We start from the raw sequence: 16696 nt of genomic DNA, 5'->3' as shown, positions 1-16696 counted from the left end.
CGCAGACTAGACCTATGAACGTAGATCAACTTATAAACATATTGATACAATAAAATTCTATAACCTACCATAATTTTATAATTTAACTAAACTGGGAATCAGGCTAAAAAAAGACTGCCCCCAATTTTCAGGAACAGTTTTTCAATAAATATTTGATTTTCTTTTACAACTTAATTATAGCATAAATTTGCCAATATTACTAGACTATACTTCTTTCTGAACTAGCTGTATGATAAATTTTCCGCATCAAAAACCCTGCAAATAATTATATGGAGAGGAATGTGAGTAACATTGGAAAAACAATATGAATGGACAGAAGAAAAACAGCATCTTGTTCTTTGTTTACAAACAGTTGGTCACAAAAAGGAGGAGTTACTGCAAAAGGAAAAGGATGTTAGAGAAAATGTTTTAACATTAAAGAAAACCTTTTGGGACGACGTCAGAGTGAACTTAGATACTCCGGAGGATATAGACGAGACCTATTATGCTATTAAACAACAGGCAGAGCTCTTATCAGATTCCCAGCATGCTCAGCAACGTGTCATCAAAGATGTAAAAATATATGACCGTTTGCAGCAATCACCCTATTTTGCTCGCATTGATTTTTTACAGGAAAGTCATAACGAACCTTTTAAGATTTATATCGGTGTCGCAACCTTAATGGATGAAGAGAATGAAAACATATTAATTTATGATTGGCGAGCCCCTATATCAAGTATGTATTATGATTTCACGCCTGGCCCAGCTACTTATGAAACAGTGACTGAAGAAATTCAAGGTGAGATACTTTTAAAACGGCAATTTATCATTAAAAACGGGCAATTACAATCGATGTTTAATACAGGTTTAACGATTGGTGATGATTTATTACTCGATATTCTCGCTCAAAATGCAAACGAACATATCCGTAGCATCGTAGCAACAATTCAAGCCGAGCAAAATAAAATTATTCGACATGTCAACACTCCTTATCTAATTGTAGAGGGTGTCGCAGGTAGTGGAAAAACGGCAGTCGCTCTCCAACGTGTTGCTTATTTGTTGTATCATTATCGAGATCAAATTACTGCTGATCAAATTTTATTGATTACACCTAATCAGCTTTTTAATCAATATGTTCATACCGTTTTACCGGATTTAGGTGAAGACAATATGCAGCAATTAACCTTCTCCGAATATGCAACAAAACGTTTAGGTCGACAGTTCCAATTAGAATATCCTTATGAACAATTGGAGTCACTTTTAACAGAGGAAGATGACACACTCTACCAAACGAGACTCATGATTATTTCTTTTAAAGCTAGCCTTCACTATCGAGAATTGCTGGACACATATATTGAGCACCTTGCAAATGAAGGTTTGCTATTTAAAAATATTGTTTTTCGCGGAGAAAGAATTATTACCGCTCAAGAAATTGCTGAATACTTTTATTCATTCAATGCCACAATGCCCATCCCAAATCGACTGCAGTTAGTGAAAGAATGGTTATTACAACAATTATCGAAAATTGAAAAGGCAGAACGGACAAAAGAATGGGTAGAAGAAGCCAGTGACCTTTTAGACATTGAAGAGTACACAAAAACCTATAGCGAGCTTTTGCATGAAGGTCGGTTTTCAGAAAACTCTTTTGATGATTTTGAGCAAGAGCGCAAGAAAATAGCTAGCCAAATTGTCAAAAAGCAGTTCAAGCCTCTTCGTCAATCTGTGAAACAATTGAAGTTCGTTCATATGTTAGGCATTTATCGTCAATTGTTTGAAATGAACAAATCTATTCATCGACAATTGCAGCACCTTTTACCTGACCATTGGGAAGAAATCTGTCAGCATACACTCCCTAATTTAGCAAAGCGTATTATTTCGTATGAAGATGCCGCTCCATTTCTATATTTACAGGACAAAATAGAGGGTCAACGAACAAATACGATGATTCGTCATGTTTTAATTGATGAAGCACAAGACTATTCTCCATTTCAGCTATTTGTCTTACAACAATTATTCCCACGTGCACGTATGACTATATTGGGTGATGGGCATCAAACCATCCATCCTCATACCTTTAAAAACCCTTCACTGCTGACACCACAATTATATGGTGAGCAAGCAGAAAAAATGATATTAACGAAAAGTTATCGCTCAACAAAACAAATTATTCACCTTACTTCGAAGATTTTACACGAGGACGCAAAAGTAGAAGCCTTTAATAGAACTGGTCCCGAACCAACTATCACAATTGTGTCGAATGAAATACAGTTAATTGAACAGCTTGTCGAAAAGATTAACAACTTGTCCTTAAATTTCGAAACAATTGCCATCATCTGTAAAACAGAGCAAGAGTGTACGATGGTTTTTAATAAAATGAAAGGCAAAGTAGATATGCAACTCATTACCCATGATACAAAACAATTTAAAAAAGGCATTTTACTGTTACCTGCTTATATGGCAAAAGGAATTGAATTCGATGCTGTCTTGATATACAATGCCTCTTTGGCTAATTATTCTAGGGAAACAGAACGTAATTATTTCTACACAGCTTGTACACGGGCTATGCACGAATTGCATATCTATTCCATTAATGAATTAACACATTTTTTAAAGCTTTAATGTCAAAAAAGAAGAGAATCTGCATGTTTCCATAGACACTCCATGGAACACTTGCAGCTTCTCTTCATCTATCAATTATGCCCCTATCGGCCAAAAGAAGTTAAATGTAGTACGTGTAATCCTCTGGAATAACACGTTTTAAAAATTTCTTCGTGCGTTCCTCTTTCGGATTAACAAATATATCATGAGGATTTCCTTCCTCTACAACGACACCACCGTCCATAAAAATCACCCGATTGGCTACGTCTTTCGCAAAGCCCATTTCATGTGTGACCACAAGCATTGTTGTTCCTTCTGCTGCAATGTTCTTCATAACCTGCAGGACTTCTCCTACTAGCTCTGGGTCAAGTGCAGAAGTCGGTTCATCAAATAAAATAATATCAGGATTTAATGCTACTGCTCGTGCGATACCGACACGCTGCTGCTGACCTCCTGACAATTGACTTGGATAGGCATCATATTTTTCCGATAAGCCTACTTTATCAAGCGCCTTTTTGCCAATTTCAGTCGCTTCTGCCTTCGGAATTTTACGTCCTATAATAAGACCTTCTGTAACATTTTCTAGCGCCGTTTTGTTCGTGAAAAGATTGTAGTTCTGGAATACAAAGGCTACACGCTGACGAATCGAATGTACGTCCTTCTTCTTCACATTTTGAAAATCTACTTGGATATCGCCAAATGTCGCATGTCCTTGGTCAGCCTTCTCTAAAAAGTTAATGCAACGTAATAATGTTGTTTTTCCTGAGCCACTTGGGCCTAAAATAACAACAACATCACCTTTATCGATGGCTAAATCGACACCTTTTAAAATTTCATTGTCACCAAATGATTTATGAATATTTTTAATTTCTAACATACACGTTCACCCCTTAGGCTTTTGCCACTTTGAATTTACTTAAATGTTTTTCATAGCGTTTAAAAATGTATTCAACCGTACTACATAAAATTAAGTACACAATAAAAATATCAATATATGCTTCTACGTAATTGTAACCAACATTAGCAGCTACCTTAGCTTTTAATGTAATTTCAGGTAAGGACATTGCATAGCCTAAAGACGTCGCTTTAATGAGATTGACAGTAGCTGTACAAATATTCGGCATAGCTACTACTAAAGCCTGTGGAATAATAATACGGCGATAGGCTTGAAATGTTGTTAAGCCTACTGCATGAGCAGCCTCTAGCTGACCTTTTTCAATCGTACTTAAAGCAGAACGAAATACCTCAATTAATATTGCCGTTGTACTAAATGCGAAGACGATAAATGCATACCAAATCGGATTGATTTTATAAATATCGTAGACAATATTATATTTCTCAAAAATCATTTTAAGTAGTAATGGAATACTACTATAAATAATAAAGATTTGAATGATTATAGGTGTACCTCGGACAAAGGAGACATAAATTTTCGCTATATGATGGAGCACTGGGATTTTATTGATGCGTGTTAGTGCTAGTAGAAAGCCCAGTGGTAGAGCAATTAGCATAGCAACAATTGTCACAAGGAGTGCGATAGGTACACCTGATAATGCTACAAAAAATGTTTCAACTAAAAATTGATAATTCATGATTTCGCCTCCTTACGTTGTTTCTAATGTCTTTTTCCCTTTACCAAAGAACTTTTCTAGCATAGCGAAGAATTTTTCTATAATAATTGACAACACCCAATAAACAATCGCTAAAGCAATATATATTTCTAATGCATGCGCATTAATATTACTTGCAATAATTAAATTTGCCTTTCCGACAATATCAATTAAGCCGATTGTATAAGCGAGCGCCCCTTCTTGTAATAAGGCAATCATTCCATTCCCAAAGTTCGGTAAGGCGATAACGAGTGCCTGTGGGAAAATAATACGTCGATAGGCCTGAAATGGCGTTAATCCCACACTAACAGCCGCTTCAAATTGCCCTTTATTAATCGCTAAATAAGCAGAACGAATAACTTCCGACATAATCGCCGCAAACTGTAAAGTGAACGTTACGACCACGAAAATGGCTGTTTCGATTGAATGGAGATTAATGCCGAAGTTTTCCGCTAACGCTGGGACACCATAATATACAAGGAATAATAACACGATAGATGGTGTACAACGCATAATCGTTGTATATAAGTTCGCTAATTTTCGTAGCAATTTTATTGAACTTAACTTAGCAGCTGCTAATAGTAAGCCAAATATTGTGCCTAGTACAATGGAAGAACCTGCGACTAAAAAGGTTACCTTTAAAAAAGGCAATAATACAGGAATTGAGTTCCAAATATATGATGCATCAAAATACTTCTCCATTTCCTCACCAACTTTTATTTAAGTAAGTATTAATAAAGACTGCTGAGTATACTGACTCAACAGCCTTTATTTTAGTAGTAGCTGCTAGCACTTTCTCTTCTAAAGAGGAGTCTTCTTTGATCAGCTACCGCTTATTAGCGCTTCACAGAATCTAACACTTCAAATAAATCTCGACCGTAAAACTTAGTGCTTAATTCATTTGTTTTCTTTTGCTCTTTAATTTTTGCTATAGCTTTATCGTAAGCATCTGCAAATTCTTGTTCCTTTTTATTGAACAATGGCCATGTTTTAATAACGGCAAATTCGTTGTAAACTACGTCATCCTTTAAGTTATGATATGGGCCATCTTCTGCTAAAACTTGTTGTTTAAATGGACCTTCAATCATGACACCACCATCGACACGTTTTTCATTTACCCATTGCACGATATCGACAGTGAACGCATCACCAGCCTGTAATTTCACTTTATTGTCTGGGTTTGCTTTATTATATTCATCAATAATTGTGTATTGAGCATTATTCGCAGCAATTGGTGCTAATGAATAATCCTTTTTTGCAAAGTCGGCTAAAGTTTTTATCCCTTCATCTTCTTTACGTAATACTAAACCCGCACTACTTAAACCTAAAAATTCTTTAGGAAAAATAAACTTCTCCGTCCGTTCTTGCGTAAAGAAGGCATTTTTTACGCCTACTTGATATTTCCCTTGCTCAACGCCAATTAGTAAATCATCACTAGTCGTGCCTACATATTCAAACTTATAATCAGGTAACATTTCATCCACCAGCTTCATGACTTCCACATCGTAGCCTGTTGGATTTCCTTTATCATCTAAATAACTAATGGGCTTTGACGCCTGGTCAAATGCAACCTTCACTGTACGTACTTTCGCACCATCTTCTGAATCTTTATCAGATGCTTCACCTGAATTACAGCCGGCTAAAATAGCAAGTGAAGCCAACCCGATTGCTGCCAATTGAAAAATCTTTTTCTTATGTTTAAACATATATCATGTCCCCTTATATAGTTTTTATCATTGATTTTCTTGCGATTTTTGCTGTTCAATTGCGACATTTGCCAATTTAAAAATTGTCATATCATCCATCGGTGGATTATGAAGTCCTGCACGAACATTTCGATAATAGCGCTGTAATGGATTAGTTAAATGTAAGCTTTTCGCACCTACCACACGCATTGCTTTATCGACGATTTCAATCGCCAAATTGGTTACTGTATGCTTAGCAACCGCCATTTCATTTGCTAAAAGTTCACGTCTAGCTGGGTCATCATAAGCGTCGGCAACTCCATACAGTACAAAGCGTGCTTGATATAGCTTCAATTCAATATCACCTAGAAGCTGCTGCACATTTGGTAATGTACTAATCGGAGCATTCAAGCTATTAGGTTGATGATGATTTGCAAAATGCAGCGCATAATCACGGGCTGCTTGCGCAATACCTAAGTATGTTGCTGGGATATGTAGAATCCAACCATTTATCTTGCCACCGCTTGGATGATTCGGTAACTCTACTAAATGATTTGCAGGGACAATTACATCCTTTAAAACTAGGTCATGGCTACTTGTGCCTCGCATCGCTGACATTTCCCAGTTTTCTTCAATTGAAAGTCCTTGAGCATCTTTATGAATAAGGAAAAAACCAATTTTATTTTTTTCCTCAATCCACGCTGATGTTAAGAAATAATCTAGCACCGGAGAGGCTGTCGTAAATATTTTACGTCCGTTTAAGAGCCACCCTCCCTCTCTTGAAACAGCATTTGTTCCTGGTCGCCCTCCACGTGTTGGACTCCCAGTTGCCGCTTCACTCGCAGCTCTATTTATAATGGCACCGTTCTTTATTTCCTGAGCAAATGAACTTAGTAAATCGTCCGACCAAAGCTTTTTCTCATATAGTTCACCTACCACGCCTAATGTCCAACCTAGCGAGAGTGAAGCATTCTCATCATAGCTTGCTAACGTTTCTTGAATGAGTACCATATCATAAACTGATAATCCTTCACCGCCATATTCTTTCGGTAATGTTAGTTTGGGATAACCAATTTGCAGAAGCAGTTTATGTGCTTCGAATGGAAAACGAGATTGTTCATCTACTTCTTTAGCCTCAGCCTTGATTGACTCAGAAATAGATGCTAGCTGATCAAGCCAATACCGTTGTTGCTTTGTTTTAATAAATAAATTCTTCAAGAAAATCTCCTTCTTCCCAAAATGTATAAAACATATATATTTACTAAGAATTAATGTTGTAAAAAAATCTCTAACTACGTATTCGTAGCGAGAGGATGAGTGGTACTGAATTTTCTGATTCGTTGACATTTATAATACTTTTCACATTTAAAAATGTCAATGGGTTAATGACAAGTTTTTTTATAAGCTTTATACACATTATGAATACGTCTTCTTTTTTCACCAAGCTATGTTTTCAACATATGCTACAACTAAAGAAAGAGGTGCATATATGACTAATAATATGAATCCATCTTTGAATAATATGCCTATTTCAACTATGGCCCCTCAGGTTATTCAGACGAAATTTGGAGATATTAATGGGGATGGCTTACTTGAAACTGTTCTTTTGATGGGGACTAAAACTCCAGATAGCCCTTTGTGGAAAGACCTAACGCTCGCTATTTTTTACGGACAGACGCATCAATTCGAAAAAATAATGCTAAAACAAAGCGTTGGCTATAACCCAACTATATTTTTAGGTGACTTTACAGGTAATCATCTAGAAGATATTCTAGCTATTTCTGATACAGGTGGTAGTGGAGGCATTATCAACGGTGAAATATTTGCCTCCATAAACGGCAACATACGCTCAATTTTTGATGCAATTTCTTTTAATAATAAGCTAAAGTACAGCGTTAATTATCAAAATCAATATAAAGTAACCGTTCGTAGTATGAATCCCCTCAAGCAATATATCATCGACATACAATACAAGGGTCCGGATTATTTGGCTGAAATTTATCATCAAGACGGTACACTAAAGCAGCCGATTGAAGGATGGGTAGATCCAATGAGTGGATTGTATCCAGTGGACTATGAACGTGATGGAATATATGAGCTATTAGCTTATCAGTCTATAGCAGGCCGATTTCATGCCGATGGATTAGGTTATGTAGAAAATATTTTAAAATGGGATGGTCATGCATTTACCGTTGATCGCCAAACTGTAGGGATTTTTGGAGAAGATATAAAATAAATTGCGTGCACTTATATAGGAAAAATAGCAAAAATCTGTCCAATTTTCGCACCGAATAATCGAAATTAGACAGATTCAAACTTATTAACGATATTTATTTTTCCACTAATGCAAAATAATTATTTTCGTGATCAGCAAAATTAAAAACCCTACCCGTTGGCATCATTACTAAATCTCCTACTTTAACGCCCTTCGCTTGAAAATCCTGATATAGATCTACTATATCATCGGCATAAAACATAATAGAAGGTGTCCCTAAATTTAATTCAGGCTGCATTTTCGCAATGATTTCTTTATTGTGTAGGACAATGGTAGTTTGAGCTTCTTTAGTTGGGGAAATTTCAATCCAACGTACTCCTCCCTCTTCTTGGTCAGCAACCACAACAAATCCAACTTTTTCTGTCCAAAATTTCACGGCAGTCTCCTGATCATTAACATATAACATCACTTGTCCAATTTGTCGAATCATCAAACAATTCCCTCCTCTTTTGGCATTAGTATATATCAAAAAGTAGCTTTATATGTCATCTAATGGTTATCGTTTCAAAATATTAGTTTTTTAATGAACAGTTATAACAAAATACTTAACTTTTATTTTATTTTTGATAAAATGAGCCTAGTCGTCTATTATTTTCCTTAATCGGTAAAGTATATACTTTTCACCATAACGTAGGGTTCGATTATCCGAAGTACCTCTTAGGATAGTAGGAGGTTGGTCACGAAGGGCGATATTATGTAAGTTTTAAAATACAATATTATAGTGAGGATAATTCAAGTGAAACAACTAAGTTTAAGAAAAAAGCTCATTTTTTCATTTTTAGCAATGCTTATCATCCCAACACTGTTAATTGGAATTGTGTCTTACCAAAGTGCTGGAAAGCAAATTTCAGAAGAACAACAAGCAAGCGCAACCGAAAGTGTGCGCATGCTTGACACGAATATTACTAACACGATTGAGCCAAGAGTGAAGGACGTTCAATATTTTTCAAAAAAGCTCAATCAATCTTATTTACAAGAAGGTAAAATTTCAGAGCTTAAATCTCTTTTCCACGAATATGTCAACATGCATCCAGAGGTAGAGCTGCTTTATATTGGAACCTCTGATGGCAGACTACTAGATGAGCCTGCACAAAAATACCCTAGTGGGTTTGATCCTCGTACAAGACCTTGGTATAAACAAGCTTTAGATAACAAAAACCAAGTGTCTATTACAGCGCCATACATTACACAGTCAACAGGTGATATCGTTCTTACGATTACTCAAGCTTTACCAGATGGCTCAGGAGTAATAGGGTTAGATTTAAATATTTCTACACTAAGTACCATTACGAATGATATCCGCATTGGGGAGACTGGCTTTGCTTCACTTTTAGATAGCAATAAAATTTATATTGCCCAGCCAGATAAAGAAAGTGGTTCTGAAGCAACAGAAAGCTATATTACTAAAATCTATGAACAAGATAGTGGTAACATTATCGAAAAAGATCGTCAGCTACAATTTGTTACAAATAAGCTAACAGGTTGGAAAGTTGTTGGTACAATGTTTACAGCCGAGGCTGCTAAAGCCGCAGCTTCGACCTTTAATATCAACTTAATAATTATTGCAATTTCTATTATTGTTGGCATTATTTTTATGCTATTCATGATAAAATCGATCGTTAATCCGATCAATCGACTTAGACAAAGCGCTATAAAAATTAGTGAGGGCGATTTAACAGAGTTTATTGACATTCATTCCAAAGATGAGGTTGGACAGCTAGGGGAAGCCTTTATCGCAATGAAGGTTAGCTTAAAAAAACTTATTCGCAACGTCGATCAAAGCTCCCAACAAGTACAGACTTCGGCGCATGGATTATCTGCGAATGCCGAACAAAATATTGCGGCTTCAGAGCAAGTTACAAAAGCTATGCAACAGGTTGCTATTAATACAGAAAAACAAACGACAGGTATTGACCAGAATGCTGTTTCTATTGAAGAAATCGCAAAAGGAGTCGTCGAGGTCGCTGATAGCTCTATGCAGGTTTCAGATTTATCTAGCCATGCTATAAAATTGGCCGAAGAAGGCGGACAAGCGGTAGATCAAACTGTGAATCAAATGATTTCTATTCATGAATCTGTGGCGCAATCAGATTCAATGATTAAATCACTCTATGATCGAACAAAAGAAATCGGGTCTATTTTAGAAATTATTAGTGCTATTTCAGATCAAACAAATCTGCTTGCACTTAATGCTGCTATTGAGGCAGCACGAGCTGGGGAGCATGGGAGAGGCTTTGCAGTAGTTGCCGATGAAGTGCGCAAGTTAGCAGAGCAATCTCTTCAATCAGCCGAGCAAATTTCTGCCCTAATTACAGGCATTCAGCAAGACACGGCTAAATCTGTTCAAACGATGATTAAGGCTTCAGCGGATGTCCAGGATGGTTTACAGCTAACAGAAGATACAAGTAAAAAATTCACCAACATTATTAAGAGTCTACACGATATTGCTCCGAAAATGGAGGATATATCTGCAGCCGCTCAAGAGATGTCAGCAGTAGTCGAAGAAGTTTCTGCAACTGCTATCGAGCTAACAGATCATGCAAAATTAAATACAGCAGCGTCAGAAGAAGTTGCCGCTTCAACTGAACAAACGTTGTCCTCGATGCAGGAAATGGCTGCAGCCTCAAAAGCACTTCTCGACATGGCTGATGAATTACAAAGCTATGTAAACCGTTTTAAATACTAATAAGAAAAGCACGATGTTAATGGAGATTTTCCAAACATCGTGCTTTTCAACTTTTTAGCAATTACTCATTGCTCTTTATTTTCCTCATAACTAAATTGCCATTCAATACCGAATTTATCCGTAAGGGAGCCATAACATTTACTCCAAAACGTTTCTTGTAGCTCCATTTTAACCTTGCCACCCTCTTTAAGACCGTCAAAAGCTTTTCGCATCTGTGTCTCATCGTCTGAAACAACGGCTAATGTAACATTGTTTCCAGTCGTGAATGGACTGCCCGGGAATGTATCTGAGAACATTACTGTACTACCAAAAATCGAAAGTCGCGTATGCATCACAAGATCTTTTGCTTCCTCTGGTAATGGATAATTTGGATTTTGCGGTGAATCTCCAAATGTCATAATTTCAGGCTTGTTTGCATTAAAAACTTTCTCATAAAAAGAGACAGCCTCTCGACAATTTCCATTAAAAATTAAATAGACTTCTACTGCCATTTCCAACACTCCCTTTGTCATTTTTTGAAACAATTCTATTTTACATGGATAGCAAATAATCATACAAATTTTAGATAAACCAATCAATAATCTTACTTTCCTACAAATATTCCAAGATTTTTGCTAAGACTTTCTTTTGAAGCATTACGCTTGTCCAGCTATAACAAAAAATAGTATATCTTTATATTTCGGTTAATTCCTGTTTTTTCCTGCTATTTTTTTATTTATTTAGATAAAAGCTTTGACATTTACTCGAAAATAATGTAAATTACCAAATGACGAACGATTTAAATCAAAACTTAAAAAATATTCGTATTTTAGGAGTGTTTATCATGGATAACGTTTTTGACTATGAAGATATTCAGCTAATTCCCGCAAAATGTATAGTAGAAAGTCGCTCAGAATGTGATACTTCTGTTACTTTAGGTGGTCATACATTCAAACTTCCTGTTGTACCAGCAAACATGCAAACAATTATCGACGAAAGTCTTGCTGTGAAGCTTGCTGAAAACGGTTACTTTTATATTATGCACCGTTTTAACCCTGAGACACGTATCAATTTCATTAAAGATATGCATGATCGTGGATTAATCGCATCCATTAGTGTTGGTGTAAAAAATGAGGAATATCCTTTTATTGAAGAATTAGCAGCTGCTAATTTAGTGCCTGAATTTATTACAATCGATATTGCACATGGTCATTCAAATGCTGTCATTCGTATGATTCAACATATCAAAAAACATCTACCAAATAGCTTTGTTATTGCCGGTAATGTGGGTACACCTGAAGCGGTACGTGAACTTGAAAACGCGGGTGCAGATGCAACAAAAGTTGGTATTGGACCAGGTAAAGTATGTATTACTAAAATCAAAACTGGTTTTGGTACAGGTGGTTGGCAACTTGCCGCACTACGCTGGTGTGCAAAAGCCGCAACGAAGCCTATTATTGCTGATGGCGGTATTCGTACACATGGTGATATTGCAAAATCGGTTCGCTTTGGTGCTTCAATGGTGATGATCGGATCATTATTTGCAGGTCATGAAGAGTCACCTGGCGAAACAATCGAAATCGACGGTAAAACTGTGAAGGAGTACTTTGGATCTGCTTCTGAATTCCAAAAAGGCGAACGTAAAAATGTTGAAGGTAAAAAGATGTTTGTTGAACATAAAGGCAGCATCAAAGATACGTTAATTGAAATGCAACAAGACCTTCAATCATCTATTTCCTATGCAGGCGGCAATAAACTTGATGCCATTCGAAATGTAGATTATGTAATTGTGAAAAACTCTATTTTTAATGGTGATAAAGTATATTAAAAACTAAAAGAACCCAAACAAGAATGGAATAAATTCTTGTTTGGGTTTTTCGTTGGTTCCGTTTCTCCTGGGCAAATACTGAGCAATTTTCCGTACTTGCAAAAGAAAAAATGCTACCCATGAGGTGTAGCATTTCCCTTTCAATTATAGCTTGTTAATAACAGCGTGGATCGTTTCTTTTAATTCTTCATCATAATCAGAAAGGTCTACAAGGTTTGCTACACGCTCACGTAATACTGGACGTTCAATTACAAGCTTTTCATCAAGTACTTGTACTAATAACTCGATAATAAGACGATCACGTACGTTTAATGCTTCTTCTAAACGCTCTGGTGTAATTTTTCCTGCTTTTACTGCTTTAGCCATTTTTAAAACCCCTTTTAAATTTTATATTCATGCACATCTATTTTAGCATACAGCTAATTTATTTTGAAAACTTTCTTTCATGAAAATATACCAAAACTTTACAAATACACACTATTATATTTACGATGAAATGTTATATTCAAAGCATAAAACGATGACGCGTTTTCATATTCATTAATAACGATTTATAAGTTTGGAGGAATTCGATGAACCATAAGCACTCGACTTATTTACAATTAACAAAGGCAATACCTAAAATTTTACAGTCATTTCTTAATATATGTCTTGTACTTCTGGCACTCATTTTATCCTTCCTACTTAGCAAAGAACTCATCCAATTTCTTAAAATTTTAATTTTCAACAACGATGGTGGAGACTATAAGCTTTTTCTTGCTAATATTCTTATTTTCTTTTTGTATTTTGAATTTATTACTATGATTATTAAATATTTTAAAGAGAATTATCATTTCCCACTAAGGTACTTTATTTATATAGGAATTACAGCCATGATTCGATTAATTATTGTGGAACATGATCATCCTATCAACACCTTAATTTATTCACTTATTATTTTAATATTAATTGTAAGCTATTTTATTATTAATATTACGCCGTTGGAACGGCCTGTACGCTCATCACTCTTTATGAAAAAAGAACCATAACTTTATTTTCCTAAAATGCTGTAATGCAAGTTGGTTTATCAAGGACAAAGAAGAAATGATGCAATGACTGTACGTACTGTCCATCACTAAATCTTCACCTTGCTGAGCATCAATAATTCTTGTACTGTCACAACTCCTATGATAAGAGAAGAAAGCTCTGCGATATCGATCACCATTTCTACACCATAGTTAGTACTATTAGAAATTTTTATATTACCATCAATAGCCTCGATAACAATTTGCTGATTATTTTCAGCCAATAACGAATCGTTCACAGTTAACTTAAATGTCAATGTTTGACCATTAAAATTATGTGTTGTAAGCTCCTCAAAAAAACCGCGAACATTAATAATGCGATACATTAAACCAACACCAGAAACAGCACTTGCATGATAGACACTTGGGATTAAATGATTTGTTCCATTACATATATCTCCTAAAAGTGTTCCATTCAATACGGTTCACTTGATCCACCTGACTATTTAAAAATGTACTGAACTCTAATAGAGCCTCAGGTGTCTCATAGATCCATTCGTTAATGACTAGATTATTAAGTAATTTGTTTCACTTTGCTTATTAAAGGAAAATACCATATAACCTTGTATTGAATCTTCCTTTTCAACAGCAATAATATAGTTTTGAGGGTTATTAAAAATTGATGCCAGCTCTGATTCTGTTTTTAAAAACATACGTATCCAAAGCCCATTTTTTTATAAAAGTCAGGTCTAAACGGATATAACGCAACAAAATGAACATTTTTCTCTAAAAAAAACTTTAAAAAAATGATCGATCAATTCTTTGGCAACATTTTCCTTTTTACGGAGTAAATCAACTGCAACTAGGCCTACTCCCCCGATTGGCATCATTTTAGAGAAGAGATTCATTTCAAAATCATGGAGTCGCATGCCACCAAAAAATTTGTTATCTTCCCATAGCCCATAATAATGAATAGCTGCGTCATTGTTTTGATTGTGCATAAAAAGCGCTTTTAACTGCTCTTTTGTTGGTTGTAAACTGCCTATCCTTCCTGGATAAGCACCCTCCACAATATTAACAAAATGTATAAAATCCTCTTCCTCTTCCTACAATAATTTTTCAACGACTTTCATATACATCCCCATCCCACACTAAATTATTTTAAGGCAAGCTCTTTTCATAATTTTTTTCACATGAATTTCAATCCTCGATAATAACATATATTACCACATACAAATAAGACTCGGTGGGCTCCTTATTTACAGAAAGGAAGCATGGGGCGGAACATTTCGTGCTTGTTGTTTTTGCATACAATGTTTTATAGCTACACCCTTATTCAGCTTCTCAAGCACGTTGGTAGTAGCTAAAATACATTACTGTCGTTAGCTCGTTGATTAGGGCATCAGAAAGTGCCGGAAATACGATGTGTTGCGCACACATATGACTTAACTAAAAAGGAATGGATTGAATTATTGAAGGGAGACGGAAAGAGTGACTCTGATTGATGCATATATTCATGAAGTAACTAAAAGGATAAGCAAGGATAAGCGTGATAAAACCCGTCTAGAACTAAAATCTACTATTGAAGATATGTTATCTGAAGATTACTCAGAATCAGCTATAAAGGAAGTTCTTAAAAAACTCGGTAATCCTGTAGAAGTTGCAGCAAGCTATCAAAAAACGCCACGATTTTTTATTGGTCCAGAAGTGTTTGACACTTATATTAGGACAATAAAATTAGTTATTCCTTGGGCAATTTTACTTACAATTATTGTACAGATGATAGAAAGTATTGTGCTCTATAACGGAGAAGGTGCACTCCTGACTGCTATTATTAAAACTATTTCAATCACTATCTCCCATATTATTTCAGTAATCATCTACGCACTGTTCTGGATTACAGTTGCTTTCATTGTCATCGAACGATCTAAAGGAAAAAACGTTCGAATGCCCCTTATAAAAAAAGAATGGACACCGGATAATTTAGCAAAAGTTAAAATAATCCCTAAAGAAAAAACGATTTCACTTAATGATAATATTTTAAGCTTCTTAGGCATTGCTATTTTCTCCTTTGCCTATTTCAATGCTAATCACCTGTTAGGAATTTATACTTCTCACAATAAAGGCGGGTTGAAATTTGTTATGCCTATATTCAATCAGGATGTCTTACTGTCCTTCGCTCCAATCGTTTTATGTTGTATCATTTTAAGTGTAGCTTTAACATTATGGAAATTGAAAGCTGGTCAATGGACCATGTTAATCGCCGTAACTAATGCACTTCTTCAATGTACAGGAGTCATTGTTTTTATCCTGATGGCTATTCACCCTGATCTTATACACAGTCCAGCCGTACCTTATATTGCTGCAATTACGGGAACGACCTCTGCTAAGATTTTGTTTGCGATAGACCGAATATTATTCGTAAGCATTGCTATTGCCATCATTGCAAATGCATTTGATATTTATAATGGCTTTAAAAAAGCTAGAATTTGAAAAGAACGATACGTTTCGAGAGCTGACTCTTTCTTGTTAGCTCTTTACTTATTCATAATCTACATTCTCCTTAAAATACCGTTATTCTCCAATATTTTGTATAATAATAACGTTCATACATTCATAAAGAATCTGCACTACTTCAAACAAAATAAGGGACATAATGATGACCATTCTTCTTGTAGGTGGCAATCAGGTCAATCTAGAAAAAGTATGAAAATATGCAGGTTAAGATAACTGTGTTTCTCTAACATCTGCCTATGAGCTTTTTGATTATTTACAGTTAGATGCACCAAATCCTACAAGAAATTCAGTAGATTTGATTTTCTTAGATTATGATGGCCGGAATCGACGATATTGAAGCTTGTAAACGTATTAAGCAAAATGAACGATATTATTATTGTCACAGCTCTAGGGATAAAAACAAGCTTGCGCGGTATCGGAGGAGTAGTTTATATGACAAAGCCGATTAACATCTTTTCCGACAAATACTTAACAAAATCTACTCATTTAAAGTTAATAAGTCCCCTATTTTTTTCATATACATTTTATATTGAAC

General features: G+C 35.5%; 16 protein-coding genes. 6 read left to right on the top strand and 10 right to left on the bottom strand.

Annotated features, from left to right (window positions below):
* The first annotated feature begins 291 nt into the window (after positions 1–291).
* The gene (gene helD / locus PVA17_RS01060; RefSeq protein WP_274066656.1) at positions 292–2598 is read left to right on the top strand and encodes an RNA polymerase recycling motor HelD; all 2307 of its coding nucleotides are present in this window, start codon (positions 292–294) and stop codon (positions 2596–2598) included.
* A gap of 100 nt (positions 2599–2698) precedes the next feature.
* Here helD and PVA17_RS01055 read toward each other — a convergent pair whose 3' ends face one another.
* From PVA17_RS01055 to PVA17_RS01035, 5 genes are all read right to left on the bottom strand, one after another.
* Positions 2699–3454, bottom strand: a complete 756-nt coding sequence (locus PVA17_RS01055) for an amino acid ABC transporter ATP-binding protein (RefSeq protein WP_248717519.1) — start codon at positions 3452–3454, stop codon at positions 2699–2701.
* A 13-nt stretch (positions 3455–3467) separates the two neighbouring features.
* Positions 3468–4169 carry an amino acid ABC transporter permease gene (locus tag PVA17_RS01050; protein ID WP_132362591.1) on the bottom strand — a complete coding sequence of 234 codons (702 nt, stop codon included), beginning with the start codon at positions 4167–4169 and terminating at the stop codon, positions 3468–3470.
* Between the two features lie 12 nt (positions 4170–4181).
* Complete coding sequence (locus PVA17_RS01045; RefSeq protein ID WP_053482868.1) at positions 4182–4889, bottom strand: amino acid ABC transporter permease; 708 nt, start codon at positions 4887–4889, stop codon at positions 4182–4184.
* A gap of 134 nt (positions 4890–5023) precedes the next feature.
* On the bottom strand, positions 5024–5893 hold the full coding sequence (locus PVA17_RS01040) for a transporter substrate-binding domain-containing protein (protein ID WP_248717522.1): 870 nt from the start codon (positions 5891–5893) through the stop codon (positions 5024–5026).
* A gap of 27 nt (positions 5894–5920) precedes the next feature.
* The gene (locus tag PVA17_RS01035) at positions 5921–7090 is read right to left on the bottom strand and encodes an acyl-CoA dehydrogenase family protein (protein WP_274066655.1); all 1170 of its coding nucleotides are present in this window, start codon (positions 7088–7090) and stop codon (positions 5921–5923) included.
* A 271-nt stretch (positions 7091–7361) separates the two neighbouring features.
* Here PVA17_RS01035 and PVA17_RS01030 point away from each other — a divergent pair, with 271 nt between their 5' ends.
* On the top strand, positions 7362–8108 hold the full coding sequence (locus PVA17_RS01030; protein WP_274066654.1) for a hypothetical protein: 747 nt from the start codon (positions 7362–7364) through the stop codon (positions 8106–8108).
* A 94-nt stretch (positions 8109–8202) separates the two neighbouring features.
* Here PVA17_RS01030 and PVA17_RS01025 read toward each other — a convergent pair whose 3' ends face one another.
* Positions 8203–8577: a VOC family protein gene (locus tag PVA17_RS01025; RefSeq protein WP_132362583.1), complete on the bottom strand. Its 375-nt coding sequence runs from the start codon at positions 8575–8577 to the stop codon at positions 8203–8205.
* Between the two features lie 306 nt (positions 8578–8883).
* Between PVA17_RS01025 and PVA17_RS01020 the strand changes: the two genes are divergently transcribed.
* On the top strand, positions 8884–10833 hold the full coding sequence (locus PVA17_RS01020; protein WP_274066653.1) for a methyl-accepting chemotaxis protein: 1950 nt from the start codon (positions 8884–8886) through the stop codon (positions 10831–10833).
* Positions 10834–10898: 65 nt separating this feature from the next.
* On the opposite strand, the gene PVA17_RS01015 is transcribed toward PVA17_RS01020, so the two are convergent.
* On the bottom strand, positions 10899–11324 hold the full coding sequence (locus PVA17_RS01015; protein ID WP_274066652.1) for a VOC family protein: 426 nt from the start codon (positions 11322–11324) through the stop codon (positions 10899–10901).
* 332 nt (positions 11325–11656) lie between these two features.
* Between PVA17_RS01015 and guaC the strand changes: the two genes are divergently transcribed.
* The gene (guaC, locus tag PVA17_RS01010; protein WP_132362577.1) at positions 11657–12640 is read left to right on the top strand and encodes a GMP reductase; all 984 of its coding nucleotides are present in this window, start codon (positions 11657–11659) and stop codon (positions 12638–12640) included.
* Between the two features lie 144 nt (positions 12641–12784).
* Here guaC and PVA17_RS01005 read toward each other — a convergent pair whose 3' ends face one another.
* Positions 12785–13006, bottom strand: coding sequence for a phosphate-starvation-inducible protein PsiE (locus PVA17_RS01005; RefSeq protein ID WP_132362575.1), 222 nt, complete (start codon positions 13004–13006; stop codon positions 12785–12787).
* Positions 13007–13212: 206 nt separating this feature from the next.
* On the opposite strand from PVA17_RS01005, the gene psiE reads away from it, so the two are divergent.
* Complete coding sequence (psiE, locus tag PVA17_RS01000; protein WP_132362573.1) at positions 13213–13668, top strand: phosphate-starvation-inducible protein PsiE; 456 nt, start codon at positions 13213–13215, stop codon at positions 13666–13668.
* Positions 13669–13754: 86 nt separating this feature from the next.
* On the opposite strand, the gene PVA17_RS00995 is transcribed toward psiE, so the two are convergent.
* Positions 13755–14123, bottom strand: coding sequence for a sterol carrier protein domain-containing protein (locus PVA17_RS00995; RefSeq protein ID WP_274066651.1), 369 nt, complete (start codon positions 14121–14123; stop codon positions 13755–13757).
* A gap of 270 nt (positions 14124–14393) precedes the next feature.
* Positions 14394–14714 carry a GNAT family N-acetyltransferase gene (locus tag PVA17_RS00985; protein ID WP_274066650.1) on the bottom strand — a complete coding sequence of 107 codons (321 nt, stop codon included), beginning with the start codon at positions 14712–14714 and terminating at the stop codon, positions 14394–14396.
* Positions 14715–15135: 421 nt separating this feature from the next.
* Here PVA17_RS00985 and PVA17_RS00980 point away from each other — a divergent pair, with 421 nt between their 5' ends.
* Positions 15136–16137, top strand: coding sequence for an HAAS signaling domain-containing protein (locus PVA17_RS00980; RefSeq protein WP_274066649.1), 1002 nt, complete (start codon positions 15136–15138; stop codon positions 16135–16137).
* Positions 16138–16696 lie beyond the last annotated feature (559 nt).

It is taken from the genome of Lysinibacillus sp. CNPSo 3705, from assembly GCF_028674935.1.
Lineage (GTDB): Bacteria > Bacillota > Bacilli > Bacillales_A > Planococcaceae > Lysinibacillus.
This window is presented reverse-complemented; position numbering and strand designations above follow the sequence as displayed.